This is a genomic window from Methylobacterium sp. AC315, from assembly GCF_979253755.1.
Map to the genome: position 1 here is coordinate 237,703 of NZ_CEEDEA010000006.1, position 24,537 is coordinate 262,239.

The 24,537-nt window shown below is 68.0% G+C and carries 23 protein-coding genes; 17 read left to right on the plus strand and 6 right to left on the minus strand.

The window, feature by feature from the left end; all coding sequences use genetic code 11:
* Positions 1-37: 37 nt before the first annotated feature.
* Positions 38-430, minus strand: coding sequence for a DUF2267 domain-containing protein (locus AC0IY0_RS13295; protein ID WP_147854372.1), 393 nt, complete (start codon positions 428-430; stop codon positions 38-40).
* A 312-nt stretch (positions 431-742) separates the two neighbouring features.
* Here AC0IY0_RS13295 and AC0IY0_RS13300 point away from each other — a divergent pair, with 312 nt between their 5' ends.
* From AC0IY0_RS13300 to AC0IY0_RS13345, 10 genes are all read left to right on the plus strand, one after another.
* Positions 743-1,342 carry a cysteine hydrolase family protein gene (locus tag AC0IY0_RS13300; RefSeq protein ID WP_471764025.1) on the plus strand — a complete coding sequence of 200 codons (600 nt, stop codon included), beginning with the start codon at positions 743-745 and terminating at the stop codon, positions 1,340-1,342.
* A 186-nt stretch (positions 1,343-1,528) separates the two neighbouring features.
* Positions 1,529-3,259: a ubiquinone-dependent pyruvate dehydrogenase gene (gene poxB, locus AC0IY0_RS13305; protein WP_471764027.1), complete on the plus strand. Its 1,731-nt coding sequence runs from the start codon at positions 1,529-1,531 to the stop codon at positions 3,257-3,259.
* Between the two features lie 66 nt (positions 3,260-3,325).
* Entirely contained in the window at positions 3,326-4,069 is a 744-nt protein-coding gene (locus AC0IY0_RS13310; protein ID WP_471764028.1) for a (Fe-S)-binding protein, read from the plus strand.
* Entirely contained in the window at positions 4,066-5,679 is a 1,614-nt protein-coding gene (locus AC0IY0_RS13315) for a lactate utilization protein B (protein WP_471764029.1), read from the plus strand. Before AC0IY0_RS13310 ends, AC0IY0_RS13315 begins: the two co-directional genes overlap by 4 nt.
* Positions 5,676-6,284, plus strand: a complete 609-nt coding sequence (locus AC0IY0_RS13320; protein ID WP_419830570.1) for a LutC/YkgG family protein — start codon at positions 5,676-5,678, stop codon at positions 6,282-6,284. Before AC0IY0_RS13315 ends, AC0IY0_RS13320 begins: the two co-directional genes overlap by 4 nt.
* A gap of 70 nt (positions 6,285-6,354) precedes the next feature.
* Positions 6,355-7,215, plus strand: a complete 861-nt coding sequence (locus tag AC0IY0_RS13325; protein WP_147937542.1) for a transglutaminase-like domain-containing protein — start codon at positions 6,355-6,357, stop codon at positions 7,213-7,215.
* 65 nt (positions 7,216-7,280) lie between these two features.
* Positions 7,281-8,660, plus strand: coding sequence for an ethanolamine ammonia-lyase subunit EutB (locus AC0IY0_RS13330; protein ID WP_471764030.1), 1,380 nt, complete (start codon positions 7,281-7,283; stop codon positions 8,658-8,660).
* Complete coding sequence (gene eutC / locus AC0IY0_RS13335; protein ID WP_471764031.1) at positions 8,657-9,442, plus strand: ethanolamine ammonia-lyase subunit EutC; 786 nt, start codon at positions 8,657-8,659, stop codon at positions 9,440-9,442. Before AC0IY0_RS13330 ends, eutC begins: the two co-directional genes overlap by 4 nt.
* 631 nt (positions 9,443-10,073) lie before the next feature.
* Positions 10,074-11,804, plus strand: a complete 1,731-nt coding sequence (ilvD, locus tag AC0IY0_RS13340; RefSeq protein ID WP_471764033.1) for a dihydroxy-acid dehydratase — start codon at positions 10,074-10,076, stop codon at positions 11,802-11,804.
* Positions 11,791-12,693 (plus strand): tetratricopeptide repeat protein, encoded by a 903-nt coding sequence (locus tag AC0IY0_RS13345; RefSeq protein WP_147906937.1) that lies wholly within the window; start codon positions 11,791-11,793, stop codon positions 12,691-12,693. The genes ilvD and AC0IY0_RS13345 overlap by 14 nt, the downstream gene beginning before the upstream one ends.
* Before the next feature lie 31 nt (positions 12,694-12,724).
* Here the strand turns inward: AC0IY0_RS13345 and AC0IY0_RS13350 are convergent, their stop codons facing one another.
* The 3 genes from AC0IY0_RS13350 to AC0IY0_RS13360 form a co-directional block, all read right to left on the minus strand.
* Positions 12,725-13,348 (minus strand): glutathione S-transferase family protein, encoded by a 624-nt coding sequence (locus AC0IY0_RS13350; RefSeq protein ID WP_471764035.1) that lies wholly within the window; start codon positions 13,346-13,348, stop codon positions 12,725-12,727.
* A 124-nt stretch (positions 13,349-13,472) separates the two neighbouring features.
* Positions 13,473-14,096, minus strand: a complete 624-nt coding sequence (locus tag AC0IY0_RS13355; RefSeq protein ID WP_471764036.1) for a glutathione S-transferase family protein — start codon at positions 14,094-14,096, stop codon at positions 13,473-13,475.
* A 111-nt stretch (positions 14,097-14,207) separates the two neighbouring features.
* Positions 14,208-14,714, minus strand: a complete 507-nt coding sequence (locus tag AC0IY0_RS13360) for a peptide deformylase (RefSeq protein ID WP_147906934.1) — start codon at positions 14,712-14,714, stop codon at positions 14,208-14,210.
* A 175-nt stretch (positions 14,715-14,889) separates the two neighbouring features.
* On the opposite strand from AC0IY0_RS13360, the gene AC0IY0_RS13365 reads away from it, so the two are divergent.
* Positions 14,890-15,504, plus strand: a complete 615-nt coding sequence (locus AC0IY0_RS13365; RefSeq protein ID WP_471764037.1) for an NIPSNAP family protein — start codon at positions 14,890-14,892, stop codon at positions 15,502-15,504.
* 71 nt (positions 15,505-15,575) lie between these two features.
* Here the strand turns inward: AC0IY0_RS13365 and xth are convergent, their stop codons facing one another.
* Positions 15,576-16,370 (minus strand): exodeoxyribonuclease III, encoded by a 795-nt coding sequence (gene xth, locus AC0IY0_RS13370; protein ID WP_471764039.1) that lies wholly within the window; start codon positions 16,368-16,370, stop codon positions 15,576-15,578.
* A gap of 134 nt (positions 16,371-16,504) precedes the next feature.
* On the opposite strand from xth, the gene AC0IY0_RS13375 reads away from it, so the two are divergent.
* The 3 genes from AC0IY0_RS13375 to glpX all read left to right on the plus strand — a co-directional run bounded on the left by AC0IY0_RS13375 (position 16,505) and on the right by glpX (position 19,735).
* The gene (locus AC0IY0_RS13375; RefSeq protein WP_461231989.1) at positions 16,505-17,191 is read left to right on the plus strand and encodes a ceramidase domain-containing protein; all 687 of its coding nucleotides are present in this window, start codon (positions 16,505-16,507) and stop codon (positions 17,189-17,191) included.
* Between the two features lie 98 nt (positions 17,192-17,289).
* Complete coding sequence (locus tag AC0IY0_RS13380; RefSeq protein ID WP_147906930.1) at positions 17,290-18,606, plus strand: homoserine dehydrogenase; 1,317 nt, start codon at positions 17,290-17,292, stop codon at positions 18,604-18,606.
* A 145-nt stretch (positions 18,607-18,751) separates the two neighbouring features.
* Complete coding sequence (glpX, locus tag AC0IY0_RS13385) at positions 18,752-19,735, plus strand: class II fructose-bisphosphatase (RefSeq protein ID WP_471764042.1); 984 nt, start codon at positions 18,752-18,754, stop codon at positions 19,733-19,735.
* A gap of 24 nt (positions 19,736-19,759) precedes the next feature.
* Here glpX and AC0IY0_RS13390 read toward each other — a convergent pair whose 3' ends face one another.
* Positions 19,760-20,704 carry a L,D-transpeptidase gene (locus AC0IY0_RS13390; RefSeq protein WP_147906928.1) on the minus strand — a complete coding sequence of 315 codons (945 nt, stop codon included), beginning with the start codon at positions 20,702-20,704 and terminating at the stop codon, positions 19,760-19,762.
* 359 nt (positions 20,705-21,063) lie between these two features.
* Here AC0IY0_RS13390 and AC0IY0_RS13395 point away from each other — a divergent pair, with 359 nt between their 5' ends.
* The 3 genes from AC0IY0_RS13395 (at position 21,064) to AC0IY0_RS13405 (ending at position 24,535) form a co-directional block, all read left to right on the plus strand.
* Positions 21,064-21,273 carry a hypothetical protein gene (locus tag AC0IY0_RS13395; RefSeq protein ID WP_471764043.1) on the plus strand — a complete coding sequence of 70 codons (210 nt, stop codon included), beginning with the start codon at positions 21,064-21,066 and terminating at the stop codon, positions 21,271-21,273.
* 503 nt (positions 21,274-21,776) lie between these two features.
* Positions 21,777-23,021: a nitrate/nitrite transporter gene (locus tag AC0IY0_RS13400; protein ID WP_147906926.1), complete on the plus strand. Its 1,245-nt coding sequence runs from the start codon at positions 21,777-21,779 to the stop codon at positions 23,019-23,021.
* Between the two features lie 221 nt (positions 23,022-23,242).
* Complete coding sequence (locus AC0IY0_RS13405) at positions 23,243-24,535, plus strand: MFS transporter (protein ID WP_147937533.1); 1,293 nt, start codon at positions 23,243-23,245, stop codon at positions 24,533-24,535.
* The last annotated feature ends 2 nt before the right edge of the window (positions 24,536-24,537 follow it).

Below are 24,537 nucleotides of genomic sequence, written 5' to 3' on the forward strand. Positions count from 1 at the left end.
GTCCCGGAGGGTTTGGGCCGCCCCGGGACCGAGGACGTCAGACGAACTGGTTGAGGCCCGGGATCGAACCGATGATCGGTCCCATGGCGTCCTCGCCGACCTTCTCACGGCCGAAAGCGAACAGCTCCTGGCCGAGCGGCTGCATCTGGCCCATGGGCACACCGGCGCCCATCAACTTCTGGCCGAGCGCCATGACGCCGCCGCCACCCATCATGCCGCCGAGCATGCCCATCAGGCCGCCACCGCCGCTCTCGCCGGCATTCGACTCGGCCACGAGAGCTTCGGAACCGGGGAGCGCGGCCATGAGCTGGCCCACCTCGGATTCCGGCCCTTCCTTCTGCAGGAAGGCCAGGATGTGCCCGATGGCCGTCTGCGCGGTCGCGGCGTCGAGCCCGGTGCGGGCGGTAACGCGGGCGAGCAATTCTTCCATGACGCTGATCTCTTCGACGCTGATCTCTTAGGAACGTTTCCAGACGTCCTTCGACTCTGAAGCGGCGGAAATCAAGCGCGGCTCCCGACTTCGCTGGGAAACACCGGCCCGGACGACGCCTGGAACATCCGGACGCCCCGAAGAGTCAGCGCAGGCGCCGACGCGGCCTTGCGACTCAGGGCGAGGCGTGGCCTCGTCGACGGCGAAACAAGTGGGATCAGCGTTGATCCACGGAAGGTCCGCCGCCGCACCAGCCGTTGCCCGATTGGGTTCACACCGGCGGATCGATCACGGGCGCATCGGGAGACACGGGTGAGCGATCTCAAGACCCTACGCGGCCTCTCCGGCCTGAGCCCCGAGCCGGCCAGCCTGAAGAGGGCCGCACTCGTCCTCATCGACATCCAGAATACGTACCGCGAGGGCGTGATGCGCCTGTCCGGCGTCGAGCCGGCGGTCGCGGAGGCCGCGATCCTTCTCAAACGAGCCCGGGAATCCGGCGTGCCGGTCTTCCACATCCAGCACAATGCCGGCCCCGGCTCGCCTTACGACATCACCGCGGAGATCGGGCAGATCTCGCAGGAGGTCGCGCCGCAGGACGGGGAGGCCGTGATCACCAAGGCCTTTCCGAGTTCGTTCGTAGGCACGGATCTCGAGGATCGGCTCAAGCGGGCAGGCGTCACCGACCTCATCCTGGCCGGCTTCATGACCCACATGTGCGTGAACTCGACGGCGCGCTCGGCCTTCAACCTCGGCTTCCCTCCCACCGTAGTCGCCTCGGCGACCGCGACGCGCGATTTGCCGGCGCCCGACGGCTCGGTGGTGCCGGCGGCCCAGCTACAGGCCGCGAGCCTCGCGGGCCTCGGCGACCTGTTCGCCGTGATCGCCCGCGACGTGGACGCGGTCCGCCCCTGATCGTTCGACGGGGATAGTATTTTCTGCGAAACCCGGGCGCGAACATTCGGGGTTAGACTCCGAAATCTCCGGTTCTGCCGTCTTGACTGCTGCATCGGACATGTGTGCGATGCAGCATCGGGCCGAGAGCGACGGAACATCACCGCTGGCAGCACAGTTCGGCTCCGAAAATGCGGAGCTTGAACCATGCGCATCGAGAACGTCGCCGATCTGATCGCCGAGACCCTTAAGGAGGCCGGAGTCGCGCGTATCTACGGCGTTGTGGGCGACAGCCTGAACGGGATCACGGAGGCGCTGCGCGCGCGCGGAAAGATCGACTGGATCCACACCCGCCACGAGGAGGCGGCGGCCTTTGCGGCAAGCGCGGAGGCGCAGGTCACCGGCAAGCTCGCCGTATGCGCGGGCTCGTGCGGCCCCGGCAACCTGCACCTGATCAACGGGCTCTACGACGCGCACCGGAGCCGGACTCCGGTCCTGGCGATCGCCGCGCAGATCCCGTCCGCTGAGATCGGCTCGGGGTACTTTCAGGAGACCCGCCCGACCGCGCTGTTCCGCGAATGCAGCCATTACTGCGAGTTGGTGTCCGACCCGTCGCAGATGCCGTTCGTGCTCGAGAATGCGATCCGCGCCGCCGTGGGAGAGGGGGGCGTCGCCGTCATCGTTATCCCGGGCGACGTCGCGCTGCGCGATGCGCCCAAGCGCGCGTTGGCCACTCGGGCCGGGCTGATCCCGGCAAAGCCTGTAGTTCGTCCGGCCGATGCCGAACTCGATACTCTGGCGGCCATGCTCAACGCCGGCAAGCGCGTGACGCTGCTGTGCGGACGCGGCTGCGCCGGCGCCCATTCCGATCTGCTTCAGCTTGCCGAGGCGCTCAAGAGTCCAATCGTGCACGCGCTCGGCGGCAAGGAGTTCGTCGCGTTCGACAACCCCTACGATGTCGGCATGACCGGATTGATCGGGTTCTCGTCCGGCTACGCCGCCATGATGGCGTGCGACACCCTGCTGATGCTGGGCACGGGGTTCCCCTACAAGCAATTCTACCCGCAGGACGCGAAGGTCGCCCAGGTCGATCTGCGCCCCGCCGAACTCGGCCGCCGCTGCCGCATCGAGCACGGCCTCGTCGGCGATGTCGGCGCGACGATCCGGGCGCTGCTGCCGCGCCTGAAGCCGAAGGCCGACCGGTCGTTCCTGGATTCCAGCCTGAAGCACTACGCCAAGGCCCGCGCGGGCCTCGACGATCTCGCTACCGGGAAGCCGGGCGGCCCGCTCCATCCGCAATATCTCGCGAAGACGATCAGCGAGGCGGCCGCGGACGACGCGATCTTCACCGCCGATGTCGGCACCCCGACGATCTGGGCGGCACGCTACCTGGAGATGAACGGCAAACGGCGCCTGCTCGGCTCCTGGGTTCACGGCTCGATGGCCAACGCCCTGTCCCAGGGGATCGGCGCGCAAGCCGCGGAGCCGAACCGGCAGGTGATCGCGCTTTGCGGCGACGGCGGTTTCGCCATGCTGATGGGCGACTTCCTAACCCTGCGTCAGCACCGCCTGCCCCTGAAGGTCGTGGTGTTCAACAACGGCACCCTCGGCTTCGTGGAGCTGGAGATGAAGGCGGCGGGCTATCTCGAGACCGGCGTCGCGCTCGACAATCCGGACTTCGCCGCGATGTCGCGGGCCGCCGGCATCTTCGCCCTGCGGGTCGAGGACCCAGCCGAGCTGCCCGGCGCCATGCGCGAGTTCCTGGCCTTCGACGGCCCCTCGTTGCTCGATGTGCGCACCGCCCGCAACGAGCTCTCGATGCCGCCCAAGATCGACGGGCAGCAGATGAAGGGCTTCAGCCTCTACGTGCTGCGGGCCGTGATGGATGGGCGCGGTGACGCAGTTCTCGACCTCGCCAAAACCAACCTCATCCGGTAGACCTCTCTCTGAATTCTAGACCCGTTCCAGTCCAGCGGAGCGGGCGATCCAGGGAGAATCCGGACCATGCGGGTCGGCCTGTTCGTGCCGTGCTACGTCGACGCTTTCGAGCCGGAAGTTGGGATCGCCACGCTGGAATTGCTGGAGCGGGTCGGTTGCACGGTGGAATACCCGTTCGACCAGACCTGTTGCGGCCAGCCGATGGCCAACACCGGCTGCCACGCGGAGGCCGCCGCCACCGAGGCCCTGTTCGTCAAGAACTTCTCGGATTTCGACTACGTGGTGGCGCCCTCGGGCTCCTGCGTGCACCAGGTCCGCGAGCACCTGACCGCGATCCCGCAGACGGACGAGGTCAAGAAGGTCCGGGCCAGCACCTACGAGCTCGTCGAGTTTCTGCACGACGTGCTGAAAATCGAGGCTCTGCCCTGGGCGGAGTTCCCGCACAAGGTCGCCTATCACGGCAATTGCAATGCGCTACGCGGCATCCACCATGCCCGACCGTCCGAGATCGTGAAACCGTACTTCTCGAAGCCCCTCGACCTGCTTCGCCTCGTCAAGGGCGTCGAGCTGGTCGATCTCGCCCGGCCGGACGAGTGCTGCGGCTTCGGCGGCACCTTCTCGGTGTTCGAGCCGGCTGTCTCGGCCAAGATGGGCTACGACAAGGTCGCCGACCAGAATTGGGCCGGGGCCGCATATGTTGTCTCGGCCGATTCCTCGTGCCTGATGCATCAGAAGGGCTGTGCCGAACGCCTCGGCCTGCCGCTCCGCTACATCCACATCGCGCAAGTGCTGAACGGAGCCGCCGCATGAGCGTCGAAGATCTGAACCCGCGCGCCCGCGATGGTCTCATCCACCCGGAAGTCCGCGCTGCCGACGACGAGAGCGAGCGCGGCCAGGATGGCGGCCGCCTCCAGCACGCCGAGGCCGCGACGAAGCCGATCCGGGCGCCGCAGACCCGCGAGCCGCAGCCCCGCGGCGCGAAAATCCGCGGCGATCGCCCGATCGATCAGGGCGAGGCCGCCGAGCGCTTCCTCGCCGCGCCGCTCCACCAGGCCGCCCACGACGAGCGCCTGTGGGACCTGCGCAAGAAACGCGATACCTCGGCGCACGGCATCCCGGAATGGGAGGAGCTGCGGGAGCTCGCCTCCGCCATCAAGGCGCACACGCTCACCCATCTCGACCAGTATCTCGAGCAGTTCGAGGCCGCCGCGAAAGCCAACGGCGTGCAGGTCCACTGGGCTGCGGACGGCGCCGACCACAACCGCATCGTCCTTGAGATCCTGCGCAGCCGCGGCGCCAAGACCCTCGTGAAGTCCAAGTCGATGCTCACCGAGGAATGCGGCTTCCGCCACCACATGGCCGCCAACGGCATCGAAATCATCGAGACCGATCTCGGCGAGCGCATCCAGCAGCTCGACAACGAGGAGCCGAGCCACATCGTGGCGCCCGCGGTCCACAAGACCCGGATGGACGTGGCCGAAGTCTTCGCCAAGACGCTGGGCACGGATCCGGACAACGACGACGCCCATTACCTCGCCGAAAGCCAGCGCGAGACGACCCGGCCCTACATTCTGAAGGCCGATGCCGGCATGACCGGCTGCAACTTCGCCATCGCGGAGACCGGCACCGTCGTCACCTGCACCAACGAGGGCAATGCCGACTTGTCCGGCAACGTCCCGCTGCTGCAGATCCACTCGATCGGCATCGAGAAGATCATCCCCAAGGTCGAGCATCTCGGGGTGTTCATCCGGCTGCTGTCGCGCTCGGCGCTCGGCTCGCCGATCACCCAGTACACTTCGCATTTCCGCGGACCCCGCAAGGGCACCGAGATGCACATGGTGCTGGTCGATAACGGCCGCTCGGCCCGGCTCGGGCTGGAGGAGTTCTGGACCTCGCTGAAGTGCATCCGCTGCGGTGCCTGCATGAACACCTGTCCGGTCTACCGGCGTTCGGGCGGCCTCTCCTACGGGGCGACCTATTCGGGCCCGATCGGGTTGATCATCGACCCGACCTTCAACAAGCGGAAATACTCGACCCTGCCGTTCTCCTCGACGATGAACGGCTCCTGCACCAACGTCTGCCCGGTCAAGATCAACATCCACGAGCAGATCTTCGCCTGGCGCAAGGTCCTGGTCGAGGAGCATCACATCCCGGCGCTCAAGCAGGGAATGATGAAGGCCGCGGGTGCGGTCCTGTCTCGGCCCGCCGCCTATCGGGCGGCGATCGGCGCCGCGGATTCGGCGCTGAAGGTGCTGCCGCGCTTCGCCGTCTACAACCCGCTCAACACCTGGGGGAAGAAGCGCGAGATGCCGGATGCGCCGCGCCAGACCTTCCATGCCTGGTACAAGCAGAACCGGATGCAGAAGGCGGTCAAAAGCACCGCTGCCAAGGAGACCGCTGCGAAGGACACGGCCCGATGAGCGCGCGCGCGGACATCCTGGCGGCGCTTAAGGCGAACCGTCCGGCGGGCGATTATCCGCTGCCGAACGTGCCGACCTTCGCGCCGCTGGTCGGGGACGACCTGATCGAGGAGTTCGGCGAGCGGCTGAAGCGCATGGGCGGCCGGATCGAGGACGGCCGCACCGGCGACCCACTGATGGGCGTGCGCGAGCGGTTGGCGGATTCGAAGGTGATCGCCTCCGCGGTCCCGGAGATCGACGGCAACCGCGACCTACGGGCGGTACGCTACCCACAGGAGGTCGAGGACGTCGATGTGGCGGTGGTGCGCGCCGTGTTCGGCATCGCCGAGACTGGCTCGGTGCTGTTCACGGAGGGCGAGCTGATCGTGAACGCCGTCGCCTACCTGGCCCAGCACCTGATCGTGCTGCTCGATCCCGCCGACATCCTCCCCAACGTTCAGGCGGCCTACAAGCGACCGGAATTCGGTCGTTCTGCCTACGCGGTGCTGCATACCGGGCCGTCGGCCACCGCCGACATCGAGGGCGTGCTGATCCACGGCGCGCAGGGCGTGCGCTCGCTCACCGTCCTGCTGCTGCCGCGCTCCGCGGAAAGATCGGTCTCCTGAGCCGGAACCGCCGATAAGGCGCGCACCTTGCTTGGACAGCGATCATCTCGTCGCCCGGCAAGGAGATCCGATGCGCTATACCCTCGGCTGCAGCCTGTCCTATAATATTCTCTCGGACACGACTTTCATCTTCAATTTGGAGGTGGCCAAGCTGAGGAGCGTCGAGATCCTCAGCGAGAGCCTCGTGCTGACGCCGAACCTGAAGCGCGACCTCTACACCACCCCCGACCTGCTGAACCGCTATCTCGGCGTCAACGTGCCCATGGGTCAGTTCGCGCTGGAGTATAATGCGGAGGTGGACCTGACCGTCCATCGGGCCGACCCGGCGACCATCAACGAGACCCCGGTCGGCGAACTGCCGCTGGACATCCTACCGTTTTTACTGCCGAGCCGGTTCGTCTCCTCCGATCGGCTGACGCCCTACGCGCAGGCCGAGTTCGGCGCGCTGCCCAAGGGCCACAGCCGGGTCAACGAGATCTGCAACTGGATACACGACCACATCACCTACCAGCCCGGCACGAGCGACGGCGAGACCACGGCGGACGAGTCGCTCCTGAAGCGGGCCGGCGTCTGCCGCGACTTCGCGCATATCGGAACGGCGTTCTGCCGGGCACTCGGGATCCCGGCCCGGTTCGTGAGCTGCTACGCGCACGGTCTCGTGCCGAGCGACTTCCACGCGGTGTTCGAAGCCTATCTCGACGGGCGCTGGTGGCTGTTCGACGCGACCCGTCAGGCGGATCTCGACGGGCTGGTGCGCATCGGCGTCGGGCGTGACGCCGCCGAGATCGCCTTCTCGACGCCGTTCGGCAACATGCAGCCGGTCAACCAACAGGTCCGGATCCAGCGCACGGACGGGCAGGGCAGCCCGATGCCGCGCACGGTCGATGCCATCTCCACCGAGGTCCCCGCACCGAATGCCGGTGCGGCCTGACCGGACAGCCGTATCGGATCACGCTATCCTGTGATCCTCGGAAAGCAAGGACCAGGGAAAACCGCATGGCCTACCGCCACGTTGTCGGCCCGCGCACCCACGTCTTCGCCGACCTCGCCACACTGATGGCCAAGGCGACGCCGGTCCGCTCCGGCGACCGGCTCGCCGGGGTCGCGGCCGAATCGGCCGAGGAGAACGCGGCGGCGCGCTGGTGCCTCGCGGAGGTGCCGCTGGCCGAGATCCTGGCCCGCCCGCTGATCCCGTACGAGAAGGACGACGTCACCCGGCTGATCCTGGATACGCACGATGCCGCCGCCTTCCGGGAGATCGCCCACCTCACGGTCGGCGATTTCCGCGAGTTCCTGCTGACCGCCACCCCGGAGGTGCTGACCCGGATCGCACCGGGCGTAACGCCCGAGATCGCCGCTGCAGTCTCGAAGATCATGCGCAACCAGGACCTGATCTCGGTGGCGCGCAAGGCCCGGGTGGTCACCCGGTTCCGCAACACGATCGGGCTGCCGGGCACGCTGGCGGTGCGGCTGCAGCCCAATCATCCCACAGACGATCCGAAGGGTATCACCGCGGCGATCCTCGACGGGCTCACCCTCGGCTGCGGCGACGCCGTGATCGGCATCAACCCAGCCTCGGATTCAGTCCAGGCGCTCGGTGACCTGCTCCACCTCCTCGACGGGGTGATTCAGAAGAACGCCATCCCGACCCAGGCCTGCGTGCTCACCCACGTCACCACGACGCTCGCCGCCATGGAGCGCGGCTTGCCGGTCGACCTCGTGTTCCAGTCGATCGCCGGGACCGAGAAGGCCAATGCGGGCTTCGGAGTGACGCTAGCCCTGCTGAAGGAGGCTCATGAGGCCGCGCTCGCGCTCAAGCGCGGCCCGCTCGGCGACAACTGCATGTATTTCGAGACCGGGCAGGGCTCCGCGCTCTCGGCCGATGCCCATCACGGCATCGACCAGCAGACCCTCGAGGCCCGGGCCTACGCGGTCGCCCGGCCGTTCCGGCCGCTCCTGGTGAACACCGTCGTGGGCTTCATCGGGCCGGAATACCTCTACGACGGAAAGGAGATCATCCGGGCGGGTCTGGAGGATCATTTCTGCGGCAAGCTGATGGGCGTGCCGCTGGGCGTGGACGTCTGCTACACCAATCACGCCGAGGCCGATCAGGACGACATGGACACGCTGCTGACGCTGCTCGGCGCGGCCGGCTGCACCTACATCATGGGCGTCCCGGGGGCCGACGACGTGATGCTCAACTACCAATCCACGTCGTTCCACGATTCCCTCTATCTGCGCGAGGTGCTGGGCCTGAAGCGCGCCCCCGAATTCGAGGCCTGGCTGCACGGCATCGGGCTCACCGACGGGGCCGGCGCCCTGCTGCCGGGATCGGGCGCGCCCCTCCTCACCGCCGCGCCGGACCTCGCCGCGTGAGCGACCTGCGGGAGATCTGGTCCAGACTCGCCGGCCTGACGCCGGCCCGGATCGGGCTCGGACGCGCAGGCAGTGGCCTGCCGACCCGGGAGGTGCTGCGCTTCGGCCTCGATCATGCCCAGGCCCGGGATGCCGTCCACGCGCCGATGGATGCCGAGGCCCTGGCCGCATCCATCGCGGAACTCGGCCTCTCGACCATCCCGGTCGCGTCCCAGGCCCCGGACCGGGCGACCTACCTGCGCCGCCCGGATCTCGGGCGGCGGCTAGACCCGAACGACTTGCCGAAGCTCGAGGCCGTGGCCGATGCCGCCGATCTCGCCGTGGTGGTGGCCGATGGGCTCTCGGCCCGGGCCGTGCACGAGAATGCGGCGCCGTTGCTGATGGCGTTCACGCCCCTCGCGAAGAATGCCGAGTGGCGCCTCGCGCCCGTGGTGATCGCCCGGCAAGCGCGCGTGGCGCTCGGCGACGCTGTCGGCCAAGCCCTGAAGGCTCGGGCGGTGGTGATGCTGATCGGCGAGCGGCCAGGCCTGTCCTCCCCCGACAGTCTCGGCATCTACCTGACGCTCGATCCCAAAATCGGCCGCTCGGACGCGGAGCGCAACTGCATTTCGAATGTGCGGGCCGCCGGCCTCACCCATGAGCGCGCCGCGTTCAAGCTGCACTGGCTGCTCGCGCGTGCGCTTACCCTCGGCCTCAGCGGTGTGAACCTGAAGGACGAGAGCGACCACGCTTTGGAATCCGCTCCCTCGGCCGCCGCCCTGCCGGAGCCTGGCCGAAGCTGAACGGAAGCGCGTGTTTCGTGCCCGGCGCCGAACGAGTGTCGGATCAGTCATGCGGAGAGCAGTTCATAGCCCACGCCTGCGGTCTGTAGATTGTCATCGACATCCGATCCATCACCCACCGTCATCCCGGGGCCGCGAAGCGGAGCCCGGGATCCAGAAACGCAATCAGTTCAGTGCCTTGTGCGAGCGGCGTCTCTTAATCCCGGGCTCGCCTGCGGCGCCCCGGAATGACGGCGGCGTGTTCTGAGCGGCAAGGCTCCGACGATACCGCTCGTCTATGAGCTTCAGAACCCGTGTCGATTGAGCCTAATCTGCCGGGTCGGGTGGCCGAAGGATTATCCTTAACCTTATCTCGTGCCGGCAATCGACCCCAAGCGTGGCTGTGGCGGGGTCGCAACACCGTAAAACGAACCCGGGTCCGCCCCGAGACCTGCCCGCAAACGCCGCGATCCCGCCATAGTCCGGGCCCACCTCACCCTCCGCGGTAAACGGCAAGTTCGACAACGATTTACCGTTTCGAAACGAGGTTTTCCCGAGCACGCGGACGGCCCATCCGGCGCATCGCGAACGGCGACGCGCCGCGGCTTCCTGCACCCTCGGGACTGGCGGCGCGAAGGCTTGGTTCGGGTTGATGGACACGCGGTTGAACGACAAGTCGAAGCTGCCCAGCCGTCACGTCACGGAGGGGCCGGATCGGGCCCCGCATCGCTCCTATCTCTATGCGATGGGACTGACCCGGGAGCAGATCCACCAGCCGCTGGTGGGTGTCGCCTCCTGCTGGAACGAGGCAGCCCCCTGTAACATCTCGCTGATGCGCCAGGCGCAGGCAGTGAAGAAGGGCGTCGCGGCGGCTCACGGCACCCCGCGTGAATTCTGCACCATCACGGTCACGGACGGCATCGCCATGGGCCATGGCGGCATGCGCGCCTCGCTGCCGTCCCGCGAGGTCATCGCCGACTCGGTCGAGCTGACCATGCGCGGCCACGCCTACGATGCCCTGGTCGGCCTCGCCGGCTGCGACAAGTCGCTGCCCGGCATGATGATGGCGATGGTCCGCCTCAACGTGCCGTCGATCTTCATCTACGGCGGGTCGATCCTGCCCGGCTCGTTCCGTGGCAAGCCCGTCACCGTGCAGGACCTGTTCGAGGCTGTGGGCAAGGTCGCGGTCGGCGACATGAGCCTGGAGGACCTCGACGAGTTGGAGCAGGTCGCCTGCCCGTCGGCCGGCGCCTGCGGCGCGCAGTTCACCGCCAACACCATGGCGACCGTCTCCGAGGCAATCGGCCTGGCGCTGCCCTATTCGGCCGGCGCCCCGGCGCCCTACGAGATCCGGGACAAGTTCTGCGCCACCGCCGGCGAGAAGGTGATGGAGCTGCTGGCCAAGCAGATCCGCCCGCGCGACATCGTTACCCGCAAGGCGCTCGAGAACGCCGCCACCGTGGTCGCCGCCTCCGGTGGATCGACCAACGCGGCCCTGCACCTGCCGGCGATCGCGCATGAATGCGGCATCGAATTCACGCTGTTCGACGTCGCCGAGATCTTCCGGCGCACGCCCTACATCGCCGACCTCAAGCCCGGCGGGCGCTACGTCGCCAAGGATATGTTCGAGGTCGGCGGCATCCCGCTGCTGATGAAGACCCTGCTCGACCACGGCTTCATGCACGGCGACTGCCTGACGGTCACCGGCCGCACCATCGCGGAGAACATGGACCGGGTGACCTGGAACCCCGACCAGGACGTGGTCTATCCGGCCAACCGCCCGATCACCCCGACCGGTGGCGTCGTCGGCCTCAAGGGCAACCTCGCCCCCGAGGGCGCGATCGTGAAGGTCGCCGGCATGCCGGCCGAGAAACAGGTCTTCACCGGCCCGGCGCGGGTGTTCGACGGCGAGGAGGCCTGTTTCGAGGCGGTGCAGTCGCGCACCTACAAGGAAGGCGATGTCCTCGTCATCCGCTACGAGGGTCCGCGTGGCGGCCCCGGCATGCGCGAGATGCTGTCCACCACGGCGGCCCTCTACGGCCAGGGCATGGGCGACAAGGTCGCGCTGATCACGGACGGGCGCTTCTCCGGCGCGACCCGCGGCTTCTGCGTCGGCCATGTCGGCCCCGAGGCGGCGGTCGGTGGGCCGATCGGCCTGATCCGCGACGGCGACGTCATCACCCTCGACGCGATCCAGGGCACGCTCAACGTCGCGTTGTCGGACGCGGAGTTCGCCGAGCGCCGCAAGGCCTGGGCGCCGCGGACCAACTCGGCGACCTCCGGGTATCTGTGGAAATACGCGCAGGGCGTCGGCCCGGCGCTGTACGGCGCCGTCACCCATCCGGGCGGCGCCAAGGAGCTGGAGAGCTATGCGGACGTCTAGGACTGACCTCAGCCGGCGCAGGGCGCCGGCCGGGGCCGATCCCGGTCGGTCCCGCCTGATCGCCAGGATCGCGGCGTCGGCCGGCGTCCTGATCCTGCTCGCCCTGCCCACGGATGCGCCGCGCGCGCTCGATGCCAGCGTCCGCGCGCCGGTCCAGGTGCCGGTGGCGGACAAGAGCTACCGGTCGGCCAAGGACGCGCTGCGGGCCGGGGTGCGCGAGTACAATGCCGGCGACAAGCAGGGCGCCGCCCGCGCCCTCGAATACGCCGCCGGGCAGGGCCATGCACTGGCCCTTTGGAAGCTCGGCCGGATGTACGCCGAGGGCGACGGCGTGCCCCATGACGACCTGAAGGCGTTCGAGTTCTTCTCCCGGATCGCCGACGCCAGCACCGACGACGGTCCCGATCCGCAGAACTCGGCGGTCACCGGCAGTGCGTTCACGGCGCTCGGCACCTACTTCCTCGAGGGGATCAAGGGCACCTACGTGCGTCCGAACCCCGAGCGCGCCTACGACATGTTCAACTACGCGGCGTCGTATTACGGCGAGCCGAACGCGCAGTACAACCTGGCCCGGCTCTACCTCGACGGCACCGGAGTCGAGGCCGATCCCCGGCAGGCTGCTCGCTGGTTCAATCTCGCGGCCGAGAAGGGGCACCACCCGGCGCAGGCTCTGCTCGGCGACATGCTGATGAACGGATTGGGCGGCGTGCCGGTCCAGCGCGTGAAAGGCCTGATGTGGCTATCGCTCGCCCGCGAGGGCGCGGAGGGCCGCAAGGACGCTTGGATCGTCGCGCTTTACGACAAGAACTGGGCGGCCGCCAACGAGGACGACCGAGCCGAGGCGCAGAGCCAGCTCCAGACCGTCGGCTCGATCCGACGGCGGCATTAGAGCCCTGCTCTGACGCCGCCGCCGACTTGCCTCAGCCCTTCTTGGCGTCCTGCGCGGTCTTGAACGACGGACGTGCCAGGGTCTCGGCGATATAGGCCGCAAGCTTGGGCCAGCGGCCGGCATCGATCTGCGCCTCGGCCACGTGGAAATTGTAGAAACCCGTGGCGATCGAGATGTCGGCGATGCTGAAGGCGTCACCCACGAGGTAGGGGCCCGAGATCTGCCGCTCCAGATAATCGAACAGCGGCGGCAGATCCGCGTCGAGCGCCTTCGTGACGGCGGCCTCGTCGGTGGGCTTGCCCATCATGTTGGGCTTCAGGATCCGCTCGACGAACGGCACGATCAGCTTTCCGAACAGCTCGGTATCGCCGAACTTGTCGAACCAGACCGCGCGGCCGAGGGCCTGTGGGTCGGAGGGCACCAGGGCCGGGGTCGGGTGCTTGCGCTCGAGATACCAGAGGATCGCCGAGGAATCCGCGAGCTTGAACCCGCCATCCTCGATCGCCGGGATCTTCCCCAGCGGGCTCGCCGCCCGGAAATCCGAATCGGGCGCGTGGAACATCACCGGCCTGTGCTCGTAGGGCACGTTCTTCTCGGTGAGCGAGACCAGGACCTTGCGGACGTAGGGCGAGTAGCCGGTACCGTAGACGATCATTACAACTCCATCGGGGACGCGACGGCCGGATATCGATCCGCCTGCCCCTGCATGGCAGATAGGGCCGATCGCCGGTGCGCCGACCGCGTCACGGTCACCGCTCCGTGATCGCGGCCCGGTCGCCTCACCAAGCCGGCGCGGTAATCGCCGTCACGAAGGACGGCCGGTCGAGCGTCAGCGCGACCCAGCCGGCGAGCTTCGGCCAGCGACTGGAATCCACCTGAACCTTGGCGAGCCGGAGATTGTGGAACGGCGCCGCGACCGCGATGTCGGCAATCCCGAAGCTGCCGCCCACCAGGAACGGCCCAATGATCTGCGATTCGAGGTAGTCGAACAGGGGCGGCAGATCCGTGTCGAGCGCCTGCTGCGCCAGCGCGTCGTCACCCGGGATTTTGAGCACCCGGGGCTTCAGGAAGCGCTCCGTGAACACGACAAAGAGTTTCCGATCCAGCTCGACTTCGCCGAACTTGTCGAACCAGCGGGCGCGGGCAGCCCCTTGCGCATCGGCCGGGATCAGCGCGGGCTGCGGGGTGAGGCGCTCGAGATAATCGAGGATCGCGCTCGAATCGGCCAGCCGAAAGCCGTCATGCTCGATCGCCGGGATCTTGCCGATCGGGCTCGCCGCCCGGAAGGCGGCATCGTCCGATTGCGGCGCCACCGGCCGGTGCTGATAGCGGATACCCTTCTCGACCAATGCCACCAGGACTTTTCGCACGAAGGGCGAGAGGCTGCTGCCGTAGACGATCATGGTCGAATCCCCCGACGAACCGGCATCGCTCTTGAGCCGTTGCCGGCAGCGATGCAATCGGTGGCGATGTCATCGTTTCACGTCGACCAATTCGTCGTGTTCCACTCACGATCATCTTGATCTCGAGGCGTTCGACTTCTCAAACCGTTTGATAAGACGATCCCGTTTCAAACGAGATAGGCGGTCGATCCAGAATATACCGTCGAGTTGATCGATCTCATGCTGGATCACGGCGGCCGAAAAGCCGTCCGTCTCCTCCTCGTGGGCGGCGCCGTCGAGGTCGCGGTAGCTGAAGCGGATCCGGCTCGGCCTTGTGATGCGCTCGCGCACGCCGGGCATGCTGACGCTGCCCTCTTCATGCGGCGCGGTCTCCGGGGAGGCCCAGAGGATCACCGGGTTGACATAGATGCGCAGATCCTCGTCCGGCGACATACGGACCACCACGATCCGCGCGAGGATGCCGATATGCGGTGCCGTCAGGCCCATGGCGCTCACGGCGGAAAGCGTGTCCGCCACGTCGTCGGCCACGGCTTTCGTTTCGGGTCCGAACGCATCGATTGGTTGTGCCGGCAGCGAGAGTTTCGGGTCGGGGAACAGGACGAGAGGGCGGGCCGGCATGGTCGGTTGGTTCACCTGAAGCGATGCGAAATGCGTGCGGCTTGCATGGAAGGCGGGCGGCGCGGGTGGTCGTCGAGGGGGCGATTAGGACCCGATCAGCCACGGATGCAAATGCGCTGGCGTGAAACCGACCCGCTCGCGCGCGCTTTGGACCTACCGATCCGTCGAGGCCGCCATGCTGTACGAACTTGCCACGCTCTCCTGCCCGTTGCTGGCGCTTGGCGAGGCTGGCGACGGCGTCCGGGCCTGGGTTGAGGACGGTGACGCGAAGGGACAGGTGATCGGCTGCTGGCGCACGGAGTTCGGCACGCTGGGGCGGATCATCGTGTTGCGCGGGTTCGAGGCGCCGGAAGACATGACGGCCGAGCGTCGGCGCGCCCTTCTCAGTGCCAACCCGTTTCATGCGGGACGCGTGGTGACCGCGCTGGAGATGGACAGCTACGCGCCGTTCCCCTTCCTACCGCCGATCCGCACCGGATATCGGGGTGGGGTCTATGAAGTCCGGACCTACCGCCTCAAGCCCGGCGGCCTGCCGGCAACGCTCGCGGGCTTGGAGGCGGCGATCGAGCCGGCCCGTCCGTATACCGAGCATCTCGTCGTGAACCTCTACGCCCTCGATGGCGCTCCGCGCATCACACATATCTGGGCCTTCGCCAGCCTGGAGGAGCGGGCCGCATTGCGCGCCAACGCCTACGGCGCGGGTGTCTGGCCGCCGAAGGGCGGTCCCGACCAGATCGCCGAAGCGACCTCGACGATCGCGCTGCCGCAGGGAGTCTCGCCGTCGAGCTGAGCCCGCAGTCTCGCAGGTTCGCGGCGCCATCGCGACCGGATGGCACGAAGGCCCGTCCCTGCGGGGGGCTTTCAGCCAGCCGTCAGCTCCACCGTCACCGGTACGTGATCGGACGGCTTGTCCAGGCCGCGCAGGTGCTTCTGCACGGCGGCCGAGACCAGACGGTCGGCGGCCTGCGGCGACAGCAGGAGGTGGTCGATGCGGATGCCGGCGTTCCGCTGCCAGCAGCCCGCCTGGTAGTCCCAGAAGGTGAAGAGCCCGTCGCGCGGATCGCAGGCGCGCAGGCCGTCGGTGTAGCCCTCGGCCAGGACGGCGCGGAACGCCGCCCGCGTTGCGGGGAGGAACAGCGCGTCGGAGCGCCACGCTTCCAGGTCGGCCGCGTCGGCGGGTTCCGGGATGACGTTGTAGTCGCCCGCGAGCACCACGGCGGTCTCGTCCTCCATGAGGGCGCGCGCGTGGATCCGCAGCCGTTCCATGAAGCCGAGCTTGTAGGGGTATTTCGGGCTGTCGACCGGATTGCCGTTCGGCAGGTAGATCGAGGCGACCCGCACCGGTCTGGTCTCGGCGCCGGAGATCAGCGCCTCGATGTAGCGCGATTGCTCATCGGATTCGTCGCCCGGAAGTCCGCGCCGGATCTCGCTTATCTCGAGCGGCGCCCGAACCAGCAGCGCCACGCCGTTATAGGCCCTCTGGCCCAGCGTCTCGACCGCGTACCCGGCACCCTCGACCTCGGCACGCGGGAACGCCTCGTCCTGGCATTTCAGCTCCTGCAGGCAGACCACGTCGGGCTTCGCCTCGTCGAGGAAGCCGAGCAGATGCGGCAGCCTCTGCTTGATCGAGTTGACGTTCCAGGTCGTGATCCGCATCGCCTCGCTTCCCGGTCGCCGTCTGGAGCGCTCGCCGCCAAAGTTGGTCCCGGAGCGGCTGAAGCGTCATCCGCGCTTCGCGCCGCGCTGACAAGGCCATGGCGGCGCAAGATCGGGGCGATATAGACGCCAGGATGACGATGGGGTGGTTCGAGCCGGTCATGGCTTACTGCGAGCGGACCGGGCCGGAGGTCTGGGCCGAGCCGGTCAACGCGGCGTCGAACGCCGCCTTCCTGCTGGCCGCCGCGGCCGCGGCGCGCCGGGCCCGCGCCGCGAGGACGCCGGACCGCGCGTGCCTGGGACTGGCCGGACTGATCGCCGTCGTCGGATGCGGATCGTTCCTGTTCCACACCCTGGCGGTGACCTGGGCGATGTATGCCGACATCATCCCGATCACGCTGTTCATCGTCGCCTACCTGGCGCTGGCGCTCCATCGCATCCTGCGGCTGCCGCGCATCCGGGTGGAGGCGGCGACTGCGGGCTTCGTCCTGTTCAGCTTCACCCTTGTCCCCACCCTCGACGGGCTGAGCGGGTCCGACATCTCCGCCCTGACCAACGGTTCGATCGACTATGTGCCCGCGGCGCTCGCCCTGTTCACCGTGGCGGCGCTCGATCGGCCGGAGCACCGCTTCGTCGGCACCGGCCGGCGGCTCACGGAGATCGGCGTGCTGTTCCTGGTCTCGCTGACCGCCCGCACCCTCGACCGATCCGTCTGCGCGGCGCTGCCGACCGGCACGCACGCGCTCTGGCACGTACTCAATGCCGTCGTCCTCTACGCCCTGGTCGTCACGGCGGTCCGGCACCGCGACGCGGTCGAATGAGGGCGCGGGCGGTTTTGTTGCGGGCCGGACGGAATTCTTGCACAGATGCGCCGCATCGGTGACCCGGCTCATCGCGAGTCCCGTGCACGGAAGGAATCATGACAGTGAGCTACCGCATCGGCGTCGCCGGGCTCGGCACCGTCGGCGCGTCCGTCGTCCGGATGATCGCCCGCCGCCATGACACCTTGACCGCCTCCGGCCTCGACATCCGCGTCGCCGCGGTGTCGTCCCGTGACCGGACCCGCGACCGTGGCCTCGACCTGGCCGGCGTGACCTGGTTCGACGATCCGGTGGCGCTCGCCCGCTCCGGCGAGATCGACTGCGTGGTCGAGCTGATCGGTGGCGCCGAGGGGCCTGCCAAGGCCGTGGTCGAGGCGGCGTTGCAGGCCGGCAAGACCGTGGTCACCGCCAACAAGGCCCTGCTCGCCCGACACGGCGCGGCGCTGGCGGCGCTCGCCGAGACGAACGGCGTCGCGCTCGCCTACGAAGCCGCGGTAGCCGGCGGTATCCCGGTGATCAAGACCCTCCGCGAGGGCCTGCCCGGCAACGCCGTGGCGCGCGTCTACGGGATCCTCAACGGCACCTGCAACTACATCCTCAGCCGCATGGAGCGCGAGGGCCTGACTTTCGAGGCCTGTCTCAAGGACGCGCAGGCGCTGGGCTACGCCGAGGCGGACCCGACCTTCGACGTCGAGGGCTTCGATACCGCCCACAAGCTCGCGATCCTGACGAGCCTCGCCTACGGCACCGTCATCGACGCGGACGGCGTGTCGGTGGAGGGCATCTCTCGGGTGCAGCCCCTCGACCTGCGCATGGCCGACGAGCTCGGCTACCGGATCAAGCTGCTCGGCGTCGCCCAGGCCTCCGAGGCCGGGATCGAGCAGCGCGTCCACCCGACCATGGTCCCCAAATCCTCCGCGATCGCCCAGGTGATGGGCGTGACCAACGCGGTCACGATCGACGCCGACGCGGTCGGTGAACTGACGCTGATCGGCCCGGGCGCCGGCGGCGAGGCGACGGCCTCCGCAGTGGTCGCCGACATCGCCGACGTGGCGCGCGGCATCGTCCGCCCGACCTTCGGGGTGCCGGCGGCGTCGATGCGCGCCAGCGAGCGGGTCGAGATGCAGCGGCACGAGGGCGGCTATTACATCCGGCTGACCGTACACGATCGCCCCGGCGTCGCCGCCGGCGTGGCCCAGCGGATGGCCGAGCGGGAGATCTCCCTGGAGAGCATCCTGCAGCGCCGCACCGAGAGCGCCGGGACGGATCCCCGCGGGCGTTCGGGCCGGCCGGTGCCGCTGGTGCTGATCACCTACGCGGCCACCGAGGGCAACATCCGCGATGCACTCGACGCGATCGGCGCCGACGGCCTGCTGGCCGAGCCGCCGCAGGTCATCCGCATCGAGCGTGAATAAGAGTGCACAAAGTCTCGGCATATGCCGCAATGTTGATGCAAGATAGGTGATACTTTCGCGGCGCGCGTAGGCTGACAGGCGTTGGTCGACGACGATCAAACCGGGATCCGACTTCAAGATCGGACCCGGACAGAGGCAGGAAGCGATGGCCGTGGCCCCCAAGTCCGAACCGCGTGGCGTTCCGCGCACGCTCGCCCTCGAACTCGCCCGCGTCACGGAGCGTGCCGCCATCGCGGCGGCCCGGCTGCGGGGCAAGGGCGACGAGAAGTCCGCCGATCAAGCCGCTGTCGACGCGATGCGGGCGGAGCTCAACAGCCTGCCGATCCGCGGGACGGTGGTGATCGGTGAAGGCGAGCGTGACCAGGCTCCGATGCTGTTCATCGGCGAGCAGCTCGGCCAGGGGGAGGGGCCCGAGGTCGACATCGCGGTCGATCCCCTTGAGGGCACGACCCTCTGCGCCAAGGACATGCCGGGTGCGATCGCCGTGATGGCCATGGCCGAGCGCGGCTCGCTGCTGGCCGCCCCCGACGTCTACATGCAGAAGATCGCCATCGGCCCCGGATACCGGCCCGGTCTGGTCGATCTCGACGCCAGCCCCGCCGACAACATCGCGGCGCTGGCCCGGGCCAAGGGCGTCGATCCCGATCAGATCACCGCGCTGATCCTCGACCGCCCCCGGCATGCGGGCTTGATCGCGGAAGTCCGCGCCGCGGGCGCCGCGGTGCGGCTGATCTCGGACGGCGACATCGCCGGCATCATCTTCACGGCGAGCCCACGCGAGACCGGCATCGACATCTATCTCGGCACCGGTGCCGCCCCCGAGGGGGTGCTGGCGGCTGCAGCCATGCGGTGCATCGGCGGCCAGATGCAGGGACGGCTGATCCTGGACACGGCCGAGCGCCGCCGCCGCGCTGCCGAGATGGGCATCGACGACCTCAACCGGAAATACGATCTGGTGGATCTCGCCAGCGGCGACGTGATCGTGGCCGCCACAGGCGTGACCGACGGCGCGCTGCTCCGCGGCGTCCGCTTCCGGCCCGACCGGATCCAGACCGAGACGGTGGTCTACCGCTCGGAGGCCGGCACGGTCCGGCGGATCCTGGGGGAGCACCGCCGCACCCTGGCCTGACGCTGCCCCCAAAATCCGAAAAAATCAGTTCAGGACGACGACCTTCGAGCCGACGTTGACCCGGCTGAACAGGTCGATCGCGTCCTGGTTGATCATCCGGATGCAGCCCGAGGACACGCTCTTGCCGATCGAGAACGGCTCGAGGGTGCCGTGGATGCGGAACAGCGTGTCTTTGTTGCCCTGCCAGAGATACATGGCGCGCGCGCCCAGCGGGTTGCGCAGGCCGCCCGCGACGCCGAGGCCGCTCTGCAGCTTGTCGACCTCGCTGGCGAGCTTCGGGCTGCGGGCGATCATCTCCTTGGGCGGGTACCAATCCGGCCAGGCCTGCTTGGAATTGACCGTGGCGGTGCCGGACCACGAGAAGCCCTGCTTGCCGACGCCGACGCCGTAGCGGCGGGCGCGTCCGCCCTGCTCGACCAGGGTAAGTTGGTGGGCCCGCGGGTCCACGATGATCGTGCCCGGCTCGTAGGGGCCGTTGTAGGCGATCTCCTGCCGGAGGTAGGCCGGGTTCATCTTCTTGTAGTTGAAGGCCTGGACCGGGAATACGTCGTCCGGGATCGGCCCATACGCCTTGGCGTAGTCGATCGGACCGTCGTCGGGCGCGCGCAGCACGGCCTTCGCCTTGGCCGCCTCGATCGGGGAGAGACCCTCGGCCGGTGGCGTTCCGGCGGCGCGCCGGGGCGGCGCGGTCGGATCGTCGAAATCCGGAGCGTAGACCGGGGCTGCCTGCGGCGCCGGGGCGGCCTGAGGAGCCGGGCGGACCACCGGCGGGCGGCCGGTATAGGGCAGGTAGCGGTCGCCGCGGCGGACGTAGAACGCGCCGTTCTGGTCCTGATAGAGCTGTCCGTCATCGCCGAACCCATCGATCCCGGATTCGGCGACCGGGCCGCGACCTTGGGCTTGGGCAGTCGAGGCGAGCGCGAGGACGGTGAAGCCGGCCAGGAACAGGCGGCGGAACGGGGCGGACATGGCGCGGTTTTCCCTGGATGGCGCGGCGTCACCGGGAGCGTGCGGCGGCGCGCGATCGAGCAGGCCAGCACGAATACAAAGCCAAGCTCATTCCAGGCCTTAGCAAAGATCCTGCGGCATCGCCAAGTTGCATGCGTCCTCACCGGGTGAAGTCTGCTGTCGCCGCGTGTACTTCTCCGCACTTGTGTTGCGTTCCTGCCTCAACCGCCTACCCCTCCGTTCACCCTGATGCAGGAACGGGCGGGACGAATCCGGTTCCGAGCGGCACCGGCCTTGCGCCGGTCAGCAACCTCCGGTTGATGCCAGCCACCGGCATTTTCGTCGGGCGAAGGGTCTTGGTCGTGCACGCGCGTGTTTTGGTGAGCGCTACAATTCTGTTTGCGGCCCTGGTTGTCGGACCGAGCGCGCAGGCCCGCCGGTCCGCGACGGCGGAGCCGACCAAGGTCGCCGAGCCGGCCGGGACCTGGACGTCGGGGACCCAGCCCGAGCGCGAGTGCGGCCGCGCCCGTCGCAAGTTCTGGGTGCCCCAGGAGGGTTGGATCGTCCGTACCGTCGTTTCGTGCCGTTGAGGGGGCACCGCTGAGGCGCGCGGTTTCGCGGATCGCCCGATTCCGGGGCAGGGTTGCCCGGATCGACGCCAATGCTGCCGCCGGCCGAGATCGGGTTTTTTTAGGTCGGATGCGTTGCCGGACGGTCGTGACAGCACGCAAAGTCTCGTTCGCGCATAGCGCCCCACGCCACCTCATCCCGGGTGGCGTGGGGCCAGCTGCGTCTCGCCTGTCAGTGCAAGCGCGGCGAAGTAACCGAGGAAAACACCCCGGTCCGGGATCGCGCTGGTGAGCTTCGCTGCGGTTTGAACGACGGCGTGGGCCGATTGAAGGCCGTACTGACAGAGCGATCTCAAAAACCCTATGGCGCCCCCTAAAAATTTGGCACGCATGCTGCATTGCCGAAGCGCCGCGCCCTGCTGCGGCGGCGGAGCAACGACGCTCCAAACAGCGGACGGTGTGAGTCCGGATCCCCGGCATGAGCGACCGCGTAGCGGTTCGCCTCACTTAGACGAGCACCAGCTATGGCCAGCTTCAAGACGGCGATGAAGTCGGGTCACCCCCCGACACTGTTTGCGGCGTTCCTCTACTTCGATTTCTGCTTCGCCATCTGGGTCCTGAACGGCGCCATGGGCCCGTTCATCACCGAGACCTACAAGCTGACGCCGGCCCAGACCGGGTTCATGATCTCGCTCCCGATCTTGGCCGGCGCGCTGATGCGCTTCCCGCTCGGAATCCTCGCCCAGTATATCGGCCGGAAGAACGCTGCGATCACGGAGATGACCGTGATCATGATGGCGATGGCCTACGGCTTCTTCGCAGTCTCCTCGTACAACGATGTGCTCGCCATGGGCGTGCTGCTCGGCATCGCGGGCGCCTCCTTCGGCGTGGCTCTGTCCCTCGGCTCGGGCTGGTTCCCGCCTGAGCACAAGGGCTTGGCGATGGGCATCGCGGGGGCCGGCAATTCCGGAACCGTGCTGGCCGTGCTGTTCGCCCCGCCGCTGGCGCAGGCCTACGGCTGGCAGACCACTTACGCCTTCGCGGGCGTGGTGATGCTGATCCCGCTCGCGGTCATGATCGTGTTCGCCAAGGAGCCGCCGGATACCGCGCACCAGTCGTTCAAGGAGCACGTCTCCTGCTTGTTCACCAAGGACGGCTGGGCGTTCTCGCTGATCTACGTGATCACCTTCGGGGGCTTCGTCGGCCTGTCGAACTTCCTGCCGACCTTCTTCTACGAGCAGTTCTCGGTGACCAAGGTGGAGGCCGGCCGCCTGACCATGCTGGCGGCCTTCATGGGCTCGGGCATCCGGATCGTCGGCGGGTATTACGCCGACCGGATGGGCGGGATCGCGGTCCTGTCGGTGGTGCTGCTCGCGGCGATCGCGACCTTCCTGTCGCTGATGGCGACGCCCTCGCTCGCCGTGACCACGCTGCTGTTCATGCTCTGCTTCGCGGCGCTCGGTGCCGGCAACGGCGCCCTGTTCCAGCTCGTGCCCCTGCGCTGGCCGGCCAACACCGCCGTCGCAGGCTCGATGATCGGCGAGGTCGGGGCGCTCGGCGGCGCGATCCTGCCGAACGTCATGGGCCTCTCGAAGCAGTACACCGGCTCATTCTCGCTCGGCTTCGTCGGCTACGCGGTGTTCACGACCGCGGTGCTCGGATGCCTGATGCTGTGGCAGCGCAAGTGGGTCGGTAGCTGGGTCGGTCCGCGCGGCAAGGCGCTGGGCGGCGAGGCGGAGACCGGTCAGCTCCAGCCAGCGACGGTTTGACGGAACCGACACGATCCAGACCCGCAAACGTCCAACGGGAGCCGCAAGGCTCCCGTTTTTCGTTCGAGGCGCTCAAATTGAATTCGTGCTGGGTCCCCTCGACGCATGGTTGCCTTCCGGTGCAAGAGGCGTTTGAATAACGAATACCAAAATGCGCACGTCCCTCCGGACGGGGCGCGAGGCGACCGCGAAACGCGGCGTTTCCGAGGGAGGAATGGTCGATGTTGAAGCGCGTCAGCGCCACCAACGCCGTGCTCGGCCTGCTCTGCGTGATGTATTTCATCACGTATCTGGACCGCGTGAACATCGCGACCGCCGGCGCCGAGATCATCCGCGAATTCGGCATGTCGAAGACCGACTTCGGTCTGATCCTGTCGGCCTTCGCCTACCCGTACGCGATCTTCCAGGTGATCGGCGGCTCCGTCGGCGATAAGTTCGGGGCGCGGCGCACGCTGCTGGTCTGCGGTCTGGTCTGGGCCTCGGCCACGATCCTGACCGGTTTGGTCGGCGGCATCGTCAGCCTGTTCCTGGCCCGCGTACTGCTCGGCTTCGGTGAGGGCGCGACCTTCCCGACCGCAACCCGGGCCATGCAGAACTGGACCGCGCCGGGCCGGCGCGGCTTCGCGCAGGGCATCACCCACGCCTTCGCCCGGCTCGGCAACGCCGTGGCGCCGCCGATCGTGGCGTTCCTGATGTACCATTTCGGATGGCGCACCAGCTTCGTGATCCTGGGCGGGGTCAGCTTCGTATGGGTGGTAATCTGGTACCTGTATTTCCGAGACGATCCGTCCGATCACCCGAAGATCACCGCCGATGAACTCGACGCGCTGCCGCCGCCGCGCAAGGTCGGCGCGAAGCAATCGGTGCCGTGGGGACCGCTTGCCCGGCGCATGCTGCCGGTGACGATCACGTATTTCTGCTACGGCTGGACCCTGTGGCTGTTCCTCGGCTGGCTCCCGAGCTTCTTCAAGGAGAATTACGGCCTCGACCTGAAGAACTCGGCCCTGTTCGCGTCGGGGGTCTTCTTCGCCGGCGTCGTTGGCGATACGGTCGGCGGCATGCTGAGCGACTCGATCCTCCATCGCACCGGCAACGTGAAGCTCGCCCGCCTGTCGGTGATCGTGGTCGGCTTCCTCGGCGCGGCCGCGAGCCTGGCGGGCGTGTTCCTCACCCGCGACCTGACCCTGGTGGCGCTGCTGCTGTCCTCCGGCTTCTTCTTCGCCGAGCTGGTGATCGGCCCGATCTGGTCGGTACCGATGGACATCGCGCCGAAATATGCCGGCACCGCCAGCGGGCTGATGAACACCGGGTCGGCCATTGCGGCGATCGTCTCACCGATCGTGTTTGGGCTCATCGTCGACCTGACCGGGAGCTGGACATTGCCGTTCGTGGGCTCGGTCGGTCTCTGCCTGCTCGGGGCGGCCCTCGCCTTCACGATGCATCCCGAGCGCGAGTTCGTGGACCCCGTCACCGGGCCGGTGGGTCCCGTGGCGCCCGCGCCGGCCGGGGAGTAGCG